Origin of the sequence: Arthrobacter zhaoxinii (assembly GCF_025244925.1) — a bacterium.
GTDB classification, from domain to species: domain Bacteria; phylum Actinomycetota; class Actinomycetes; order Actinomycetales; family Micrococcaceae; genus Arthrobacter_B; species Arthrobacter_B zhaoxinii.
Map to the genome: position 1 here is coordinate 208,126 of NZ_CP104275.1, position 17,489 is coordinate 225,614.

Below are 17,489 nucleotides of genomic sequence, written 5' to 3' on the forward strand. Positions count from 1 at the left end.
TGGCACTGACGGTTTTTCCTCCGGCGGCAGGCACGGCGGAAACTCCACTTCCTCAAAAAAATTAAAGACCCCCCATGCACCTGCCAGAGCCCGCTTACCCTTGCTACCTTCCGGTCCTGGGGGAGTTCACAGGATGACACCACATGAGGGGCCGGGAACCAGTCTACCCGAAAATTTGGGGCCTCGTCCCGCAGCCGTTTCGGGGCACCTTTGGGGGACGGGGAGCCATTCCCCGGGGTGCGGGGCCATACTGGAAAACCCGCTGGAACGGGAGCTAGGCCGCACCGTCTGCGCCGTTCGCATCGCGAAAGGAAGCCCCGATGAATCAGTCGGTATCTGCCCGGGAGGATCCCTCCCTATATAGGGCCCGCGACAGGGCGGTGCCCGGAGTCGGAGCACCGCGGTGACGCTTGCCCTATATACAGTGCCCGACGCCGCCGGGCTTGGCGCGCTCGGCGCCTCCTTTGTAGAGGTGCTTCTGCGGGACCGGCCGGAACCCGTGCTCGGGTTGGCGACAGGGTCTTCGCCCGTGCCTGTCTACCGGCACCTGGCGACCCGCGGACTGGACCTGTCCCGGGTCCGGGCATTCGCCCTGGATGAGTACGTAGGACTGCCGGCGGGCAGCGAACAGTCCTATGCCGCCGTCATCGACCGGGAAGTTGTCCGCCCGCTCGGGCTGGACCCGGGGCGAGTAGCGGTGCCGGACGGAGGTGCGGAGGATCCGGCCCAAGCGGCCGACGCATTCGAACGCCGGCTCGAGCAGTCCGGGGGAGTCGACCTTCAGCTGCTGGGAATCGGGCACAACGGACACCTGGCTTTCAACGAGCCCGGGTCGCCGCTGGATTCGCGCACCCGCGTCGAGCGCCTGTCGGAAACAACGCGGCGGGCCAACGCCAGGTTCTTTCCCTCGCTGACTGAGGTTCCCCGCTTCTGCATCACGCAGGGACTGGGAACTATCCGGCGCGCGCGGCACCTGCTGCTGCTTGTGCGGGGAAAAGGTAAGGCCGGGATCCTGGAACGGGCACTGACCGGCCCGGTGGATGCGGACTGCCCGGCCTCCATCCTCCAGCTGCACCCGCGGGTCACGGTGATCGCTGACGAGGCCGCTGCCTCGGGGCTCGAAGGCCGGGAAGAAATCCTGCTGCCTGCTGAATGGGACAGGACAGTCGGGGAACACGGCCCGCCCGGCGGATAGAGTCCACCCAACCAGTGTCCACACAACGACGTCGGCGGGCTGCGGTAAGTGCCGCAACGCACCCCAGGGGAGCACCGGAATACCGCCCGGAAAGACCATCAGGATCCGGCACGGCGAGGGAGTCCGGTGTCACTGGAATCCGAGTTGCAGCTACGGACTAACGTGTGTAAAGTTTTAGAAGTCGCCGCGGCCGGGACGCTGGAAAAGCGCCCGAGCATGGCGGCCAAACCCCAACAAAAAACAGAGTCCAACCAGTGTGTGCCCTTCGCAGGGCCGATGGAAAAGACTCCGGTTGTTGCTGGGTCCGGAACGGCGGAAACGCTTTTCACAGGGTCCCGACGAGGGAAACCGGGAATTGCAAATAACGCCGGAATGGAATAAGATATAAAACATTGCAGCGAAGAAGAAAAGGAAAACATCGTTTTCCCGAGTATTTTCGGATTGCGTCTGTTGTTTGAGAACTCAATAGTGTGCCAAGTTTATTGATACCAATTTATTTATATTGATTGGTTGAACAGGCCGTTTCCGCCCACCCCGTGGGTATTGGGACGGTTTTTTTAGCCGGTTTCGAATTTAGTGCAGGACGGTCGACCAATTTTCCTTGGTCCCCGGTCTGTGTCTGTAACACATTTACGGAGAGTTTGATCCTGGCTCAGGATGAACGCTGGCGGCGTGCTTAACACATGCAAGTCGAACGATGACTTCTGTGCTTGCACAGAATGATTAGTGGCGAACGGGTGAGTAACACGTGAGTAACCTGCCCCTGACTTCGGGATAAGCCTGGGAAACCGGGTCTAATACCGGATACAACGGACCACCGCATGGCGGTCCGTGGAAAGCTTTATGCGGTTTTGGATGGACTCGCGGCCTATCAGCTTGTTGGTTGGGGTAATGGCCCACCAAGGCGACGACGGGTAGCCGGCCTGAGAGGGTGACCGGCCACACTGGGACTGAGACACGGCCCAGACTCCTACGGGAGGCAGCAGTGGGGAATATTGCACAATGGGCGGAAGCCTGATGCAGCGACGCCGCGTGAGGGACGAATGCCTTCGGGTTGTAAACCTCTTTCAGCAGGGAAGAAGCGAAAGTGACGGTACCTGCAGAAGAAGCGCCGGCTAACTACGTGCCAGCAGCCGCGGTAATACGTAGGGCGCAAGCGTTATCCGGAATTATTGGGCGTAAAGAGCTCGTAGGCGGTTTGTCGCGTCTGCTGTGAAAGCCCGGGGCTCAACCCCGGGTCTGCAGTGGGTACGGGCAGACTAGAGTGATGTAGGGGAGACTGGAATTCCTGGTGTAGCGGTGAAATGCGCAGATATCAGGAGGAACACCGATGGCGAAGGCAGGTCTCTGGGCATTAACTGACGCTGAGGAGCGAAAGCATGGGGAGCGAACAGGATTAGATACCCTGGTAGTCCATGCCGTAAACGTTGGGCACTAGGTGTGGGGGACATTCCACGTTTTCCGCGCCGTAGCTAACGCATTAAGTGCCCCGCCTGGGGAGTACGGCCGCAAGGCTAAAACTCAAAGGAATTGACGGGGGCCCGCACAAGCGGCGGAGCATGCGGATTAATTCGATGCAACGCGAAGAACCTTACCAAGGCTTGACATGAACCGGAAAGGCCTGGAAACAGGTCCCCCACTTGTGGCCGGTTTACAGGTGGTGCATGGTTGTCGTCAGCTCGTGTCGTGAGATGTTGGGTTAAGTCCCGCAACGAGCGCAACCCTCGTTCTATGTTGCCAGCGCGTTATGGCGGGGACTCATAGGAGACTGCCGGGGTCAACTCGGAGGAAGGTGGGGACGACGTCAAATCATCATGCCCCTTATGTCTTGGGCTTCACGCATGCTACAATGGCCGGTACAAAGGGTTGCGATACTGTGAGGTGGAGCTAATCCCAAAAAGCCGGTCTCAGTTCGGATTGAGGTCTGCAACTCGACCTCATGAAGTTGGAGTCGCTAGTAATCGCAGATCAGCAACGCTGCGGTGAATACGTTCCCGGGCCTTGTACACACCGCCCGTCAAGTCACGAAAGTTGGTAACACCCGAAGCCGGTGGCCTAACCCCTTGTGGGAGGGAGCCGTCGAAGGTGGGACCGGCGATTGGGACTAAGTCGTAACAAGGTAGCCGTACCGGAAGGTGCGGCTGGATCACCTCCTTTCTAAGGAGCACCTCGAAGACCATGTCCTTCCACAGTGTTGGATGTGTGCTTCGCAGGAGATGCCCATATCGGAGACATATGTTCTCCGGTGGGTGCTCAAGGGTGGAATATCAATGGATAGGCGCCGGCATGCCGGCTGCACGGGTCAGTACGTTCCCTCCTCGGAGGGTTCCTGGAACACCTGCTGCAGTCCTGGTTGGGCCGGTTCGTCGTTTGGCACACTGTTGGGTCCTGAAGCAACAGGCACCCGTGATCCTCTCCTTGTCAAAGGGGGGAGGGTCTGCGGGTTGACTGGTTTGTTTCTGTTTGTTCCTGCGCAGGCCGGAACCGCACATGTGACACCCCTTGCGGGGTTGTTCGGTGCGGGGAAGGGTGTGACGGGGTTGTTGTTTGAGAACTACATAGTGGACGCGAGCATCTTAAAATATTAAGTGCAATTTCAGAAAAACCTGGTGGATCCGGGTGCCCCTCAAAGGGTGCCTGGGGAGACCGTGGTTTTCTCGATAGCGATAATAAATTGATCTTTGTGGTCAAGTTTTTAAGGGCACACGGTGGATGCCTTGGCATCAGGAGCCGAAGAAGGACGTAGGAATCTGCGATAAGCCTGGGGGAGTTGATAACCGAACTTTGATCCCAGGATGTCCGAATGGGGAAACCCCGCCCGGCGCGCGAGTGACCGGGTGACCCGCATCTGAACACATAGGGTGCGTGGAGGGAACGTGGGGAAGTGAAACATCTCAGTACCCACAGGAAGAGAAAACAACAGTGATTCCGTTAGTAGTGGCGAGCGAACGCGGAAGAGGCTAAACCAGTGGTGTGTGATAGCCGGCGGGCGTTGCATCACTGGGGTTGCGGGACTTTCCGTACCGATTCTGCCGGATCGGTGAAGTGAGTGCAGGTGCATAGGTGAACCGGTTTGAAAGCCGGGCCGTAGAGGGTGTTAGCCCCGTAACCGGAATGTATGCTGCCGCTTGGAGAGGATCCCAAGTAGCACGGGGCCCGAGAAATCCCGTGCGAATCTGCCAGGACCACCTGGTAAGCCTAAATACTCCCTGATGACCGATAGCGGACAAGTACCGTGAGGGAAAGGTGAAAAGTACCCCGGGAGGGGAGTGAAATAGTACCTGAAACCGTGTGCCTACAAACCGTTGGAGCAGCCTTGTAGCTGTGACAGCGTGCCTTTTGAAGAATGAGCCTGCGAGTTAGTGTTACGTCGCGAGGTTAACCCGTGAGGGGAAGCCGTAGCGAAAGCGAGTCTGAATAGGGCGATGCAGTGGCGTGATCTAGACCCGAAGCGGAGTGATCTACCCATGGCCAGGTTGAAGCGACGGTAAGACGTCGTGGAGGACCGAACCCACTTCAGTTGAAAATGGAGGGGATGAGCTGTGGGTAGGGGTGAAAGGCCAATCAAACTCCGTGATAGCTGGTTCTCCCCGAAATGCATTTAGGTGCAGCGTTGCGTGTTTCTTACCGGAGGTAGAGCTACTGGATGGCTAATGGGCCCTACAAGGTTACTGACGTCAGCCAAACTCCGAATGCCGGTAAGTGAGAGCGCAGCAGTGAGACTGTGGGGGATAAGCTTCATAGTCGAGAGGGAAACAGCCCAGACCACCAACTAAGGCCCCTAAGCGTGTGCTAAGTGGGAAAGGATGTGGAGTTGCCCAGACAACCAGGAGGTTGGCTTAGAAGCAGCCACCCTTGAAAGAGTGCGTAATAGCTCACTGGTCAAGTGATTCCGCGCCGACAATGTAGCGGGGCTCAAGTACACCGCCGAAGTTGTGGATTTCAGATATAGATAAGCCTTCGTGGTTCAGTCGTCTGGAGTGGTAGGGGAGCGTCGTGTGGGCAGTGAAGCTGCGGTGTAAACCAGTGGTGGAGCCTACACGAGTGAGAATGCAGGCATGAGTAGCGAAAGACGGGTGAGAAACCCGTCCGCCGAATGATCAAGGGTTCCAGGGTCAAGCTAATCTGCCCTGGGTAAGTCGGGACCTAAGGCGAGGCCGACAGGCGTAGTCGATGGACAACGGGTTGATATTCCCGTACCGGCGAAGAACCGCCCATACCAAGCAGGGGACACTAACCGTCCGGAGCCTGCCCGATCACCCTTGTGGTGTGAGGGTTTTGGCCGAGCACGGGACCTGATCCTGGGAGGTAAGCGTATTAACAGGTGTGACGCAGGAAGGTAGCCGGGCCAGGCGATGGTAGACCTGGTCTAAGGACGTAGGGTCCGTGATAGGTAAATCCGTCACGGTGTCTTGGATGACGAACCTGAGATCCGACGGGACCCCCTCACGGGGGGATCCGGTGATCCTATGCTGCCTAGAAAAGCATCGGCGCGAGGTTCCAGCCGCCCGTACCCCAAACCGACACAGGTGATCAGGTAGAGAATACTAAGGCGATCGAGAGAATTATGGTTAAGGAACTCGGCAAAATGCCCCCGTAACTTCGGGAGAAGGGGGGCCCCAACCTTGATGGACACTTGCTGTCCGGAGGGGATCGGGGCCGCAGAGACCAGGGGGAAGCGACTGTTTACTAAAAACACAGGTCCGTGCGAAGTCGCAAGACGATGTATACGGACTGACTCCTGCCCGGTGCTGGAAGGTTAAGAGGACCGGTTAGCCCTTACGGGCGAAGCTGGGAATTTAAGCCCCAGTAAACGGCGGTGGTAACTATAACCATCCTAAGGTAGCGAAATTCCTTGTCGGGTAAGTTCCGACCTGCACGAATGGAGTAACGACTTCCCCGCTGTCTCAACCATAAACTCGGCGAAATTGCAGTACGAGTAAAGATGCTCGTTACGCGCAGCAGGACGGAAAGACCCCGAGACCTTTACTATAGTTTGGTATTGGTGTTCGGTGTGGCTTGTGTAGGATAGGTGGGAGACTGTGAGACCCGGACGCCAGTTCGGGTGGAGTCATCGTTGAAATACCACTCTGGTCATACTGGATATCTAACTTCGGCCCGTAATCCGGGTCAGGGACAGTGCCTGATGGGTAGTTTAACTGGGGCGGTTGCCTCCTAAAGAGTAACGGAGGCGCCCAAAGGTTCCCTCAGCCTGGTTGGCAATCAGGTGTCGAGTGTAAGTGCACAAGGGAGCTTGACTGTGAGAGAGACATCTCGAGCAGGGACGAAAGTCGGGACTAGTGATCCGGCGGTACATTGTGGAATGGCCGTCGCTCAACGGATAAAAGGTACCTCGGGGATAACAGGCTGATCTTGCCCAAGAGTCCATATCGACGGCATGGTTTGGCACCTCGATGTCGGCTCGTCGCATCCTGGGGCTGGAGTAGGTCCCAAGGGTTGGGCTGTTCGCCCATTAAAGCGGTACGCGAGCTGGGTTTAGAACGTCGTGAGACAGTTCGGTCCCTATCCGCTGCGCGCGCAGGAAATTTGAGAAGGGCTGTCCTTAGTACGAGAGGACCGGGACGGACGAACCTCTGGTGTGTCAGTTGTACTGCCAAGTGCACCGCTGATTAGCTACGTTCGGATGGGATAACCGCTGAAAGCATCTAAGCGGGAAGCCCGCTTCGAGATGAGATTTCCATACACCTTGTGTGTGAGAGGCCCCCAGCCAGACCACTGGGTTGATAGGCCGGATGTGGAAGCGGGGACTAAAGACCCGTGAAGCTGACCGGTACTAATAGGCCGATAACTTACACCACACCAGCACCTGGACGGACACGACTTCAAACGGTCCGTCAAAGTATAAAGGGTGTTGTAGATCATGCTGCTTGCGTCCACTATGTGGTTCCCGGACAACAACCCGTTGGTTGTTCGCCCAGGAACACGAACCCTTACCCCTTGTCCGGGGGAGGGTTCACAATTTACCGCACTGCCGGCACCCCCCTTTGTTGGGGTGGTTCCGGGACGTGTTGTAACCATTGTTTTCCCCACGCATGCCCGGTTGGTTTTGGGTGTGTGGTGCGGGTGGAAGGGTTACGGCGGTCATAGCGTGGGGGAAACGCCCGGTCCCATTCCGAACCCGGAAGCTAAGACCCACAGCGCCGATGGTACTGCATCCGGGAGGATGTGGGAGAGTAGGTCACCGCCGGACAATATTTAGTAGAGAGGGTCAGGTCCCGCACCATTGGTGCGGGACCTGACCTGTTTAACGCCTAAACACGGCAGGTAGGGTGGCGTGCACCCCTCCTTGCAACGGTGTCGGTATGACATTCGTAACTACTTCACGTCGCGGATATGCGCCGGCCGTTCCCGGGTGGACACAGCCGGAACGGCCGAACACCCTTACAAGGCTGTCGCAGGAGATATAGCCTCGCGACTTCGGGGCGAACGTTTGCGGTGCTCGACTACATGCGTGCAGCAACTGCGTTCCTATTCAGTCAGGGAGAGAGTAGGCGGGACCTTATGAGACGGAGTACATCACTCGCACACAGTGGGGGACGCAGGGAGAGGCCCCGCATTCGGAGGCGCTATCTACTGACAATGCTCGGCGTAGGCGGAGCCGTACTGGCCACATCTTTGACCGCGTTGCCGGCGCAGGCTGTTTTCTCCGGGCCGCAGCCAGGTGACGCCGTGCCCACCTCCGAGGTTGAAATCACTATGACCGGAACCGGCGTGGGAACCGCCGCGACGGGGGGAATACCGCCCGTCGGGCAGGCATTTGATATCAGCAGCTACCCGCAGGACGTGCCGGACGGATACGAGGAAGACAATCCGTCCTTCGCCGGCACTATCCTCACTGCAGATGAAGAGGGGAATACCCAGGAGATGTACTGCATCGACATCCGTACCTCTACCTATTCAGGGCTCGGATATGAGAGCGGTACATGGGGCGAAGCCAACGTACCCAATGTGGGATACGTGAACCAGGTCTTGAACAGCTACTATCCCGACCAGCCCGGCCTTCCTGCGGAAGCGGCGGACGACAGCGTTCGTGCCGCAGCTGTCCAGGCAGCAATCTGGTTCTTCAGTGACGGTTTCGTCCTGCAGGACACCGATCCCCTCCGCCCGCTGACCCAGGGGATCATCGACGCTGTACTAGCTGCCGGACCCCTCACTGAACCGCCTGCTCCGGACGTTAATATCGACCCTCCCGTGGCAGCCGGGCCCGTAGATGGCGCCACCGGTCCCTTTACTGTCACCGCCGGCGGTGACGCATTGCTGACCGTGGAGGCCCCCGAGGGCTTCACCCTGTTCGCGGACCCCGAGGGAACCGTGCCTCTCGCCGAGTCGGTTCCCTCCGGTACCCAGGTCTGGGTACGCAATACTGCGCAGACCACGGATCCTGCTGTCATCACAGCCAGCGCCGTAGTGCCCGTTGAGACAGGGAACGTCTACCTCTACGTAGGCAACAACCCCGACGTGACGGAAGCGCAAAAGCTGATCCTGGCGGCAAACGCCGAGATCGAATCCAACGCCCAGGCGACGGCGGAGTTCTTCGTGCCGGGAGACCTGGTAGTGAATAAGGCGTTTGCCGGCGGAGGAATCGGTAGCCAGGGTGCCATCACCCTCACCGTGGACTGCGGCCCGGCGGGCGCCTTTGTTTTCGAGATTCCTGCGGGGACAGCTGCGCCGGTGAGCAACACCGTAACGGACCTTCCGGTTGGAACGGTGTGCGCGGTGACGGAGGAGGTAACCGGATCCACCGTGGAGGTCACGGTGACACCCGTCCTCCCGGAGCCGGTGACAATCGCTGAAGGCGAAAACGTCCTGGAGGTTACAAACAACGTGGAATTCAACCCGGGCAGCCTGGTCGTGGCGAAAACCGTGACCGGGTCCGGTGCGGGCCTGCAGGATGACATCGTGCTGCACGTCCAGTGCGGTGATGGGCTGATTGACGAGACGTTTGTGATCCCCGTAGGCACCACGGCCGGCACGTTTACCCAGCTGTACGAGGGTATTCCAGCGGGCGTGATGTGCCGGGTTACGGAGCCAACATCCGGGGCTAACGAAGATGTCACTGTGGAATCCACAGGCACAGCTGAAGTAACCATCCTGCCCGGACAGTCTCAAACCCTTGAGGTGGTCAATGAATACGCCCCGGTGCCGGTAACCGAACGGCTCCCGCGCACCGGGGCCGACGGCGCCACGGTGCTGGGCGCTGTGGCCGGCGCTGCAGTACTCGCCGGATCGTTGTTGGTCCTGGGATCAACGCGCCGGCGCCACAACAGCTAAGGGTTGATCAGCGGCGCTCTAATACCGGAGCCGGGCCCCTTAAAGGGCCCGGCTCCAGCGCTGCCGACGGAAAGACCCCGAGACCTTTTCTATAGTTTGGTCCTGCCCGGCTTTCTACGAATATGGCGGTTTCGCCTACCCCCGGCCCCTGATTCCACATACTGTGCCCAGCACAGGCCGAACTGGTTTCGGCATGGTCACTCGCGAGTCATCCCCAGGGATAGAAGCAGGAGACCCCTATGAGCCAATATTCCTTTCCATCGGGCCCGCGGCGCCGGCGGGGGCCCGAGCGCCGGCTTCGCAGGTCACTTCTTGGCATGGCGGCCGCTGCAGCGCTGCTGCTGGCGCCGTTCGCGGCACCCGCCAATGCCTCGTGGGCAGAGCCGGACCCGAATGAACCGGCTCCGGTAGCCGGCACCAATGCGGAAGTCGTGACCACCGATCTCGGGCCCGCTCAAAGGGTGCAGGCGTTCGTGGCTGACAATCCCACCCCACCGGATCCCTTGGCACCGTATCCGGAGGAGAACCCAGTGGGAGTACCGGTGACCGGTCGGTTCGCGGGCATCATTCTCACCCAGGACGCCGATGGCGGGACCGGGCAGATGTACTGCATCGACACAGCGGTGGAGACCATGGTCGGCATCGGCTACGTTCAGGGGGCCTGGGATGAAGCCAACGTCGCCAACCTTGGCTACGTGAGTTACGTCCTGAACAACTACTATCCTGCGAATCCCGCAGCGCCTGCGGGCTTAACCGCTAATCAGCAGGCTGCGGCGGTGCAGGGTGCGATCTGGTACTTCACCGACGGATATCTGGTCAATACTTCGGAGACGGTCATCAGAGGTGCGGTCGAGGCGATCGTCGCCGACGCACAGGCCAACGGGCCCCTGGTGGAACCGCCCCCGCCGAATGTCACCGTTACCCCACCGGCTGCCGCGGGTCCGGCGGGAGGCGTGGCGGGCCCGTTCACGGTCGCGTCGGAAGGAGCCGCGGAGGTTACGCTTTCCGTGCCGGCCGGATACACCATGTTTGCCGATGCTGCGGGGACCGTCCCTATCCCGGACGGGAGCACAGTCCCTTCAGGGACCCAGGTCTGGGTGGGCGGTCCGCCGGCATCCACCGACCCGGGAGTCCTTAGTGCCCGCGCTTCCGTTTCCGTCCAGACCGGCAACGTCTACGTCTACGACCAGGGTGATCCACTGCTGGAGAACGCGCAGCCCCTCATTCTCGCCGCGACCACAGTGTTGGAAGCAACTGCCGAGGCGACCGCGGAGTTCTTCGTGCCGGGCGATCTCCTGGTGAACAAAACCTTTGCAGGGGAAGCCGCAGGCAGCCAGGGCACAATTGCGCTCACTGTCGATTGTGGGACGGTGGGAACGTTTATCTTTGAGATCCCCGCAGGAACCACAGCTCCCGTCAGCGAACCGATCGTTGATCTTCCAGTGGGTACGGTGTGCTCCATCACCGAACCGGTCACGGGTTCCAATACCGAGGTGACGGTGACACCCGTCCTCCCGGATCCTGTGACAATCGTCGAAGGCGAGAACGTCGTGGAGGTCATGAACAATGTGGAATTCAACCCGGGCAGCCTGGTGGTGGCGAAAACCGTCAGCGGGTCCGGTGCGGGCCTGCAGGACGACATCGTGCTGCACGTCCAGTGCGGTGACGGGTTGATTGACGAAACCTTTGTGATCCCCGAGGGGACTTCGGCGGATACCTTTACCCAGCGGTACGAAGGTATTCCGGCAGGAACGGTGTGCCGTGTCTCGGAGCCGGCGTCCGGAGAGAATGAGGATGTCACCGTTTCCTCCTCGGGTACGGCGGAGGTAACCATTCTGCCGGGGCAGGAGCTGACAGCTGAGGTGGTCAACGAATACGCCCCGGTGCCGGTAACCGAACGGCTTCCGCGGACCGGGGCGGAAGACGCTGCGTCCATGGTCATGGCAGCAGGTGGTGCCGTCCTGGCCGGATCGCTGTTGGTTCTGGGCTCCTTCCGGAGGCGCAGCAGCTAGTCGAAGGGTGCCTTCCGGAGGCGCAGCAGCTAGTCGAAGGGTTCCTTCCGGCGGCGCAGCAGCTAGTCCACCAGGGGGCCCGGGGACTCCTGTGCTGAGTGGCTGACGGTTAGTCGGAGCCGGCGCCCGAGAGGGTGCCGGCTCCGGCTGTGCCGGTCGATTTGCGGCTACGGGCAAACGTGTGTAAAGTTTTAGAAGTCGCCGCGGCCGGGACGCTGGAAAAGCGCCCGAGCATGGCGGCCAAACCCCAACAAAAAACAGAGTCCAACCGGTGCGTGCCCTTCGCAGGGCCGGCGGGAAAGACTCCGGTTGTTGCTGGGTCCGGAACGGCGGAAACGCTTTTCGGTAAAACATTGCAGCGAAGAAGAAAAGGAAAACATTGTTTTCCCGAGTATTTTCGGATTGCGTCTGTTGTTTGAGAACTCAATAGTGTGCCAAGTTTATTGATACCAATTTATTTATATTGATTGGTTGAACAGGCCGTTTCCGCCCACCCCGTGGGTAGGGACGGTTTTTTTAGCCGGTTTCGAATTTAGTGCAGGACGGTCGACCAATTTTCCTTGGTCCCCGGTCTGTGTCTGTAACACATTTACGGAGAGTTTGATCCTGGCTCAGGATGAACGCTGGCGGCGTGCTTAACACATGCAAGTCGAACGATGACTTCTGTGCTTGCACAGAATGATTAGTGGCGAACGGGTGAGTAACACGTGAGTAACCTGCCCCTGACTTCGGGATAAGCCTGGGAAACCGGGTCTAATACCGGATACAACGGACCACCGCATGGCGGTCCGTGGAAAGCTTTATGCGGTTTTGGATGGACTCGCGGCCTATCAGCTTGTTGGTTGGGGTAATGGCCCACCAAGGCGACGACGGGTAGCCGGCCTGAGAGGGTGACCGGCCACACTGGGACTGAGACACGGCCCAGACTCCTACGGGAGGCAGCAGTGGGGAATATTGCACAATGGGCGGAAGCCTGATGCAGCGACGCCGCGTGAGGGACGAATGCCTTCGGGTTGTAAACCTCTTTCAGCAGGGAAGAAGCGAAAGTGACGGTACCTGCAGAAGAAGCGCCGGCTAACTACGTGCCAGCAGCCGCGGTAATACGTAGGGCGCAAGCGTTATCCGGAATTATTGGGCGTAAAGAGCTCGTAGGCGGTTTGTCGCGTCTGCTGTGAAAGCCCGGGGCTCAACCCCGGGTCTGCAGTGGGTACGGGCAGACTAGAGTGATGTAGGGGAGACTGGAATTCCTGGTGTAGCGGTGAAATGCGCAGATATCAGGAGGAACACCGATGGCGAAGGCAGGTCTCTGGGCATTAACTGACGCTGAGGAGCGAAAGCATGGGGAGCGAACAGGATTAGATACCCTGGTAGTCCATGCCGTAAACGTTGGGCACTAGGTGTGGGGGACATTCCACGTTTTCCGCGCCGTAGCTAACGCATTAAGTGCCCCGCCTGGGGAGTACGGCCGCAAGGCTAAAACTCAAAGGAATTGACGGGGGCCCGCACAAGCGGCGGAGCATGCGGATTAATTCGATGCAACGCGAAGAACCTTACCAAGGCTTGACATGAACCGGAAAGGCCTGGAAACAGGTCCCCCACTTGTGGCCGGTTTACAGGTGGTGCATGGTTGTCGTCAGCTCGTGTCGTGAGATGTTGGGTTAAGTCCCGCAACGAGCGCAACCCTCGTTCTATGTTGCCAGCGCGTTATGGCGGGGACTCATAGGAGACTGCCGGGGTCAACTCGGAGGAAGGTGGGGACGACGTCAAATCATCATGCCCCTTATGTCTTGGGCTTCACGCATGCTACAATGGCCGGTACAAAGGGTTGCGATACTGTGAGGTGGAGCTAATCCCAAAAAGCCGGTCTCAGTTCGGATTGAGGTCTGCAACTCGACCTCATGAAGTTGGAGTCGCTAGTAATCGCAGATCAGCAACGCTGCGGTGAATACGTTCCCGGGCCTTGTACACACCGCCCGTCAAGTCACGAAAGTTGGTAACACCCGAAGCCGGTGGCCTAACCCCTTGTGGGAGGGAGCCGTCGAAGGTGGGACCGGCGATTGGGACTAAGTCGTAACAAGGTAGCCGTACCGGAAGGTGCGGCTGGATCACCTCCTTTCTAAGGAGCACCTCGAAGACCATGTCCTTCCACAGTGTTGGATGTGTGCTTCGCAGGAGATGCCCATATCGGAGACATATGTTCTCCGGTGGGTGCTCAAGGGTGGAATATCAATGGATAGGCGCCGGCATGCCGGCTGCACGGGTCAGTACGTTCCCTCCTCGGAGGGTTCCTGGAACACCTGCTGCAGTCCTGGTTGGGCCGGTTCGTCGTTTGGCACACTGTTGGGTCCTGAAGCAACAGGCACCCGTGATCCTCTCCTTGTCAAAGGGGGGAGGGTCTGCGGGTTGACTGGTTTGTTTCTGTTTGTTCCTGCGCAGGCCGGAACCGCACATGTGACACCCCTTGCGGGGTTGTTCGGTGCGGGGAAGGGTGTGACGGGGTTGTTGTTTGAGAACTACATAGTGGACGCGAGCATCTTAAAATATTAAGTGCAATTTCAGAAAAACCTGGTGGATCCGGGTGCCCCTCAAAGGGTGCCTGGGGAGACCGTGGTTTTCTCGATAGCGATAATAAATTGATCTTTGTGGTCAAGTTTTTAAGGGCACACGGTGGATGCCTTGGCATCAGGAGCCGAAGAAGGACGTAGGAATCTGCGATAAGCCTGGGGGAGTTGATAACCGAACTTTGATCCCAGGATGTCCGAATGGGGAAACCCCGCCCGGCGCGCGAGTGACCGGGTGACCCGCATCTGAACACATAGGGTGCGTGGAGGGAACGTGGGGAAGTGAAACATCTCAGTACCCACAGGAAGAGAAAACAACAGTGATTCCGTTAGTAGTGGCGAGCGAACGCGGAAGAGGCTAAACCAGTGGTGTGTGATAGCCGGCGGGCGTTGCATCACTGGGGTTGCGGGACTTTCCGTACCGATTCTGCCGGATCGGTGAAGTGAGTGCAGGTGCATAGGTGAACCGGTTTGAAAGCCGGGCCGTAGAGGGTGTTAGCCCCGTAACCGGAATGTATGCTGCCGCTTGGAGAGGATCCCAAGTAGCACGGGGCCCGAGAAATCCCGTGCGAATCTGCCAGGACCACCTGGTAAGCCTAAATACTCCCTGATGACCGATAGCGGACAAGTACCGTGAGGGAAAGGTGAAAAGTACCCCGGGAGGGGAGTGAAATAGTACCTGAAACCGTGTGCCTACAAACCGTTGGAGCAGCCTTGTAGCTGTGACAGCGTGCCTTTTGAAGAATGAGCCTGCGAGTTAGTGTTACGTCGCGAGGTTAACCCGTGAGGGGAAGCCGTAGCGAAAGCGAGTCTGAATAGGGCGATGCAGTGGCGTGATCTAGACCCGAAGCGGAGTGATCTACCCATGGCCAGGTTGAAGCGACGGTAAGACGTCGTGGAGGACCGAACCCACTTCAGTTGAAAATGGAGGGGATGAGCTGTGGGTAGGGGTGAAAGGCCAATCAAACTCCGTGATAGCTGGTTCTCCCCGAAATGCATTTAGGTGCAGCGTTGCGTGTTTCTTACCGGAGGTAGAGCTACTGGATGGCTAATGGGCCCTACAAGGTTACTGACGTCAGCCAAACTCCGAATGCCGGTAAGTGAGAGCGCAGCAGTGAGACTGTGGGGGATAAGCTTCATAGTCGAGAGGGAAACAGCCCAGACCACCAACTAAGGCCCCTAAGCGTGTGCTAAGTGGGAAAGGATGTGGAGTTGCCCAGACAACCAGGAGGTTGGCTTAGAAGCAGCCACCCTTGAAAGAGTGCGTAATAGCTCACTGGTCAAGTGATTCCGCGCCGACAATGTAGCGGGGCTCAAGTACACCGCCGAAGTTGTGGATTTCAGATATAGATAAGCCTTCGTGGTTCAGTCGTCTGGAGTGGTAGGGGAGCGTCGTGTGGGCAGTGAAGCTGCGGTGTAAACCAGTGGTGGAGCCTACACGAGTGAGAATGCAGGCATGAGTAGCGAAAGACGGGTGAGAAACCCGTCCGCCGAATGATCAAGGGTTCCAGGGTCAAGCTAATCTGCCCTGGGTAAGTCGGGACCTAAGGCGAGGCCGACAGGCGTAGTCGATGGACAACGGGTTGATATTCCCGTACCGGCGAAGAACCGCCCATACCAAGCAGGGGACACTAACCGTCCGGAGCCTGCCCGATCACCCTTGTGGTGTGAGGGTTTTGGCCGAGCACGGGACCTGATCCTGGGAGGTAAGCGTATTAACAGGTGTGACGCAGGAAGGTAGCCGGGCCAGGCGATGGTAGACCTGGTCTAAGGACGTAGGGTCCGTGATAGGTAAATCCGTCACGGTGTCTTTGATGACGAACCTGAGATCCGACGGGACCCCCTCACGGGGGGATCCGGTGATCCTATGCTGCCTAGAAAAGCATCGGCGCGAGGTTCCAGCCGCCCGTACCCCAAACCGACACAGGTGATCAGGTAGAGAATACTAAGGCGATCGAGAGAATTATGGTTAAGGAACTCGGCAAAATGCCCCCGTAACTTCGGGAGAAGGGGGGCCCCAACCTTGATGGACACTTGCTGTCCGGAGGGGATCGGGGCCGCAGAGACCAGGGGGAAGCGACTGTTTACTAAAAACACAGGTCCGTGCGAAGTCGCAAGACGATGTATACGGACTGACTCCTGCCCGGTGCTGGAAGGTTAAGAGGACCGGTTAGCCCTTACGGGCGAAGCTGGGAATTTAAGCCCCAGTAAACGGCGGTGGTAACTATAACCATCCTAAGGTAGCGAAATTCCTTGTCGGGTAAGTTCCGACCTGCACGAATGGAGTAACGACTTCCCCGCTGTCTCAACCATAAACTCGGCGAAATTGCAGTACGAGTAAAGATGCTCGTTACGCGCAGCAGGACGGAAAGACCCCGAGACCTTTACTATAGTTTGGTATTGGTGTTCGGTGTGGCTTGTGTAGGATAGGTGGGAGACTGTGAGACCCGGACGCCAGTTCGGGTGGAGTCATCGTTGAAATACCACTCTGGTCATACTGGATATCTAACTTCGGCCCGTAATCCGGGTCAGGGACAGTGCCTGATGGGTAGTTTAACTGGGGCGGTTGCCTCCTAAAGAGTAACGGAGGCGCCCAAAGGTTCCCTCAGCCTGGTTGGCAATCAGGTGTCGAGTGTAAGTGCACAAGGGAGCTTGACTGTGAGAGAGACATCTCGAGCAGGGACGAAAGTCGGGACTAGTGATCCGGCGGTACATTGTGGAATGGCCGTCGCTCAACGGATAAAAGGTACCTCGGGGATAACAGGCTGATCTTGCCCAAGAGTCCATATCGACGGCATGGTTTGGCACCTCGATGTCGGCTCGTCGCATCCTGGGGCTGGAGTAGGTCCCAAGGGTTGGGCTGTTCGCCCATTAAAGCGGTACGCGAGCTGGGTTTAGAACGTCGTGAGACAGTTCGGTCCCTATCCGCTGCGCGCGCAGGAAATTTGAGAAGGGCTGTCCTTAGTACGAGAGGACCGGGACGGACGAACCTCTGGTGTGTCAGTTGTACTGCCAAGTGCACCGCTGATTAGCTACGTTCGGATGGGATAACCGCTGAAAGCATCTAAGCGGGAAGCCCGCTTCGAGATGAGATTTCCATACACCTTGTGTGTGAGAGGCCCCCAGCCAGACCACTGGGTTGATAGGCCGGATGTGGAAGCGGGGACTAAAGACCCGTGAAGCTGACCGGTACTAATAGGCCGATAACTTACACCACACCAGCACCTGGACGGACACGACTTCAAACGGTCCGTCAAAGTATAAAGGGTGTTGTAGATCATGCTGCTTGCGTCCACTATGTGGTTCCCGGACAACAACCCGTTGGTTGTTCGCCCAGGAACACGAACTCCTTACCCCTTGTCCGGGGGAGGGTTCACAATTTACCGCACTGCCGGCACCCCTCTTTTTGGAGTGGTTCCGGGACGTGTT

Annotated in this window: 3 protein-coding genes, 5 rRNA genes and 1 other RNA gene; 8 read left to right on the forward strand and 1 reads right to left on the reverse strand. The window is 58.4% G+C overall.

The window, feature by feature from the left end; genetic code table 11:
* Positions 1 to 60: 60 nt before the first annotated feature.
* An RNA gene (gene ffs / locus N2K95_RS01085) (signal recognition particle sRNA small type) lies at positions 61 to 156 on the reverse strand.
* A 247-nt stretch (positions 157 to 403) separates the two neighbouring features.
* On the opposite strand from ffs, the gene N2K95_RS01090 reads away from it, so the two are divergent.
* The 8 genes from N2K95_RS01090 (at position 404) to N2K95_RS01125 (ending at position 17,277) form a co-directional block, all read left to right on the forward strand.
* Entirely contained in the window at positions 404 to 1,195 is a 792-nt protein-coding gene (locus tag N2K95_RS01090) for a glucosamine-6-phosphate deaminase (protein WP_260652541.1), read from the forward strand.
* Between the two features lie 629 nt (positions 1,196 to 1,824).
* Positions 1,825 to 3,352: ribosomal RNA gene (locus N2K95_RS01095) — 16S ribosomal RNA — on the forward strand.
* Between the two features lie 528 nt (positions 3,353 to 3,880).
* Positions 3,881 to 7,014 (forward strand): 23S ribosomal RNA (locus N2K95_RS01100).
* A gap of 275 nt (positions 7,015 to 7,289) precedes the next feature.
* Positions 7,290 to 7,406: ribosomal RNA gene (gene rrf, locus N2K95_RS01105) — 5S ribosomal RNA — on the forward strand.
* The 16S, 23S and 5S rRNA genes sit together here, the layout of an rRNA operon.
* 479 nt (positions 7,407 to 7,885) lie before the next feature.
* Positions 7,886 to 9,487: a thioester domain-containing protein gene (locus tag N2K95_RS01110; protein ID WP_260652542.1), complete on the forward strand. Its 1,602-nt coding sequence runs from the start codon at positions 7,886 to 7,888 to the stop codon at positions 9,485 to 9,487.
* Positions 9,488 to 9,804: 317 nt separating this feature from the next.
* Positions 9,805 to 11,499, forward strand: a complete 1,695-nt coding sequence (locus tag N2K95_RS01115) for a thioester domain-containing protein (protein ID WP_260652543.1) — start codon at positions 9,805 to 9,807, stop codon at positions 11,497 to 11,499.
* Between the two features lie 588 nt (positions 11,500 to 12,087).
* Positions 12,088 to 13,615: ribosomal RNA gene (locus N2K95_RS01120) — 16S ribosomal RNA — on the forward strand.
* 528 nt (positions 13,616 to 14,143) lie between these two features.
* Positions 14,144 to 17,277: ribosomal RNA gene (locus N2K95_RS01125) — 23S ribosomal RNA — on the forward strand.
* Positions 17,278 to 17,489 lie beyond the last annotated feature (212 nt).

Bases quoted from the DNA above. Each gene is read 5' to 3' on its own strand.
- N2K95_RS01115 (WP_260652543.1), top strand. From the start codon at position 9,805: ATGGCGGCCGCTGCAGCGCTGCTGCTGGCGCCGTTCGCGGCACCCGCC.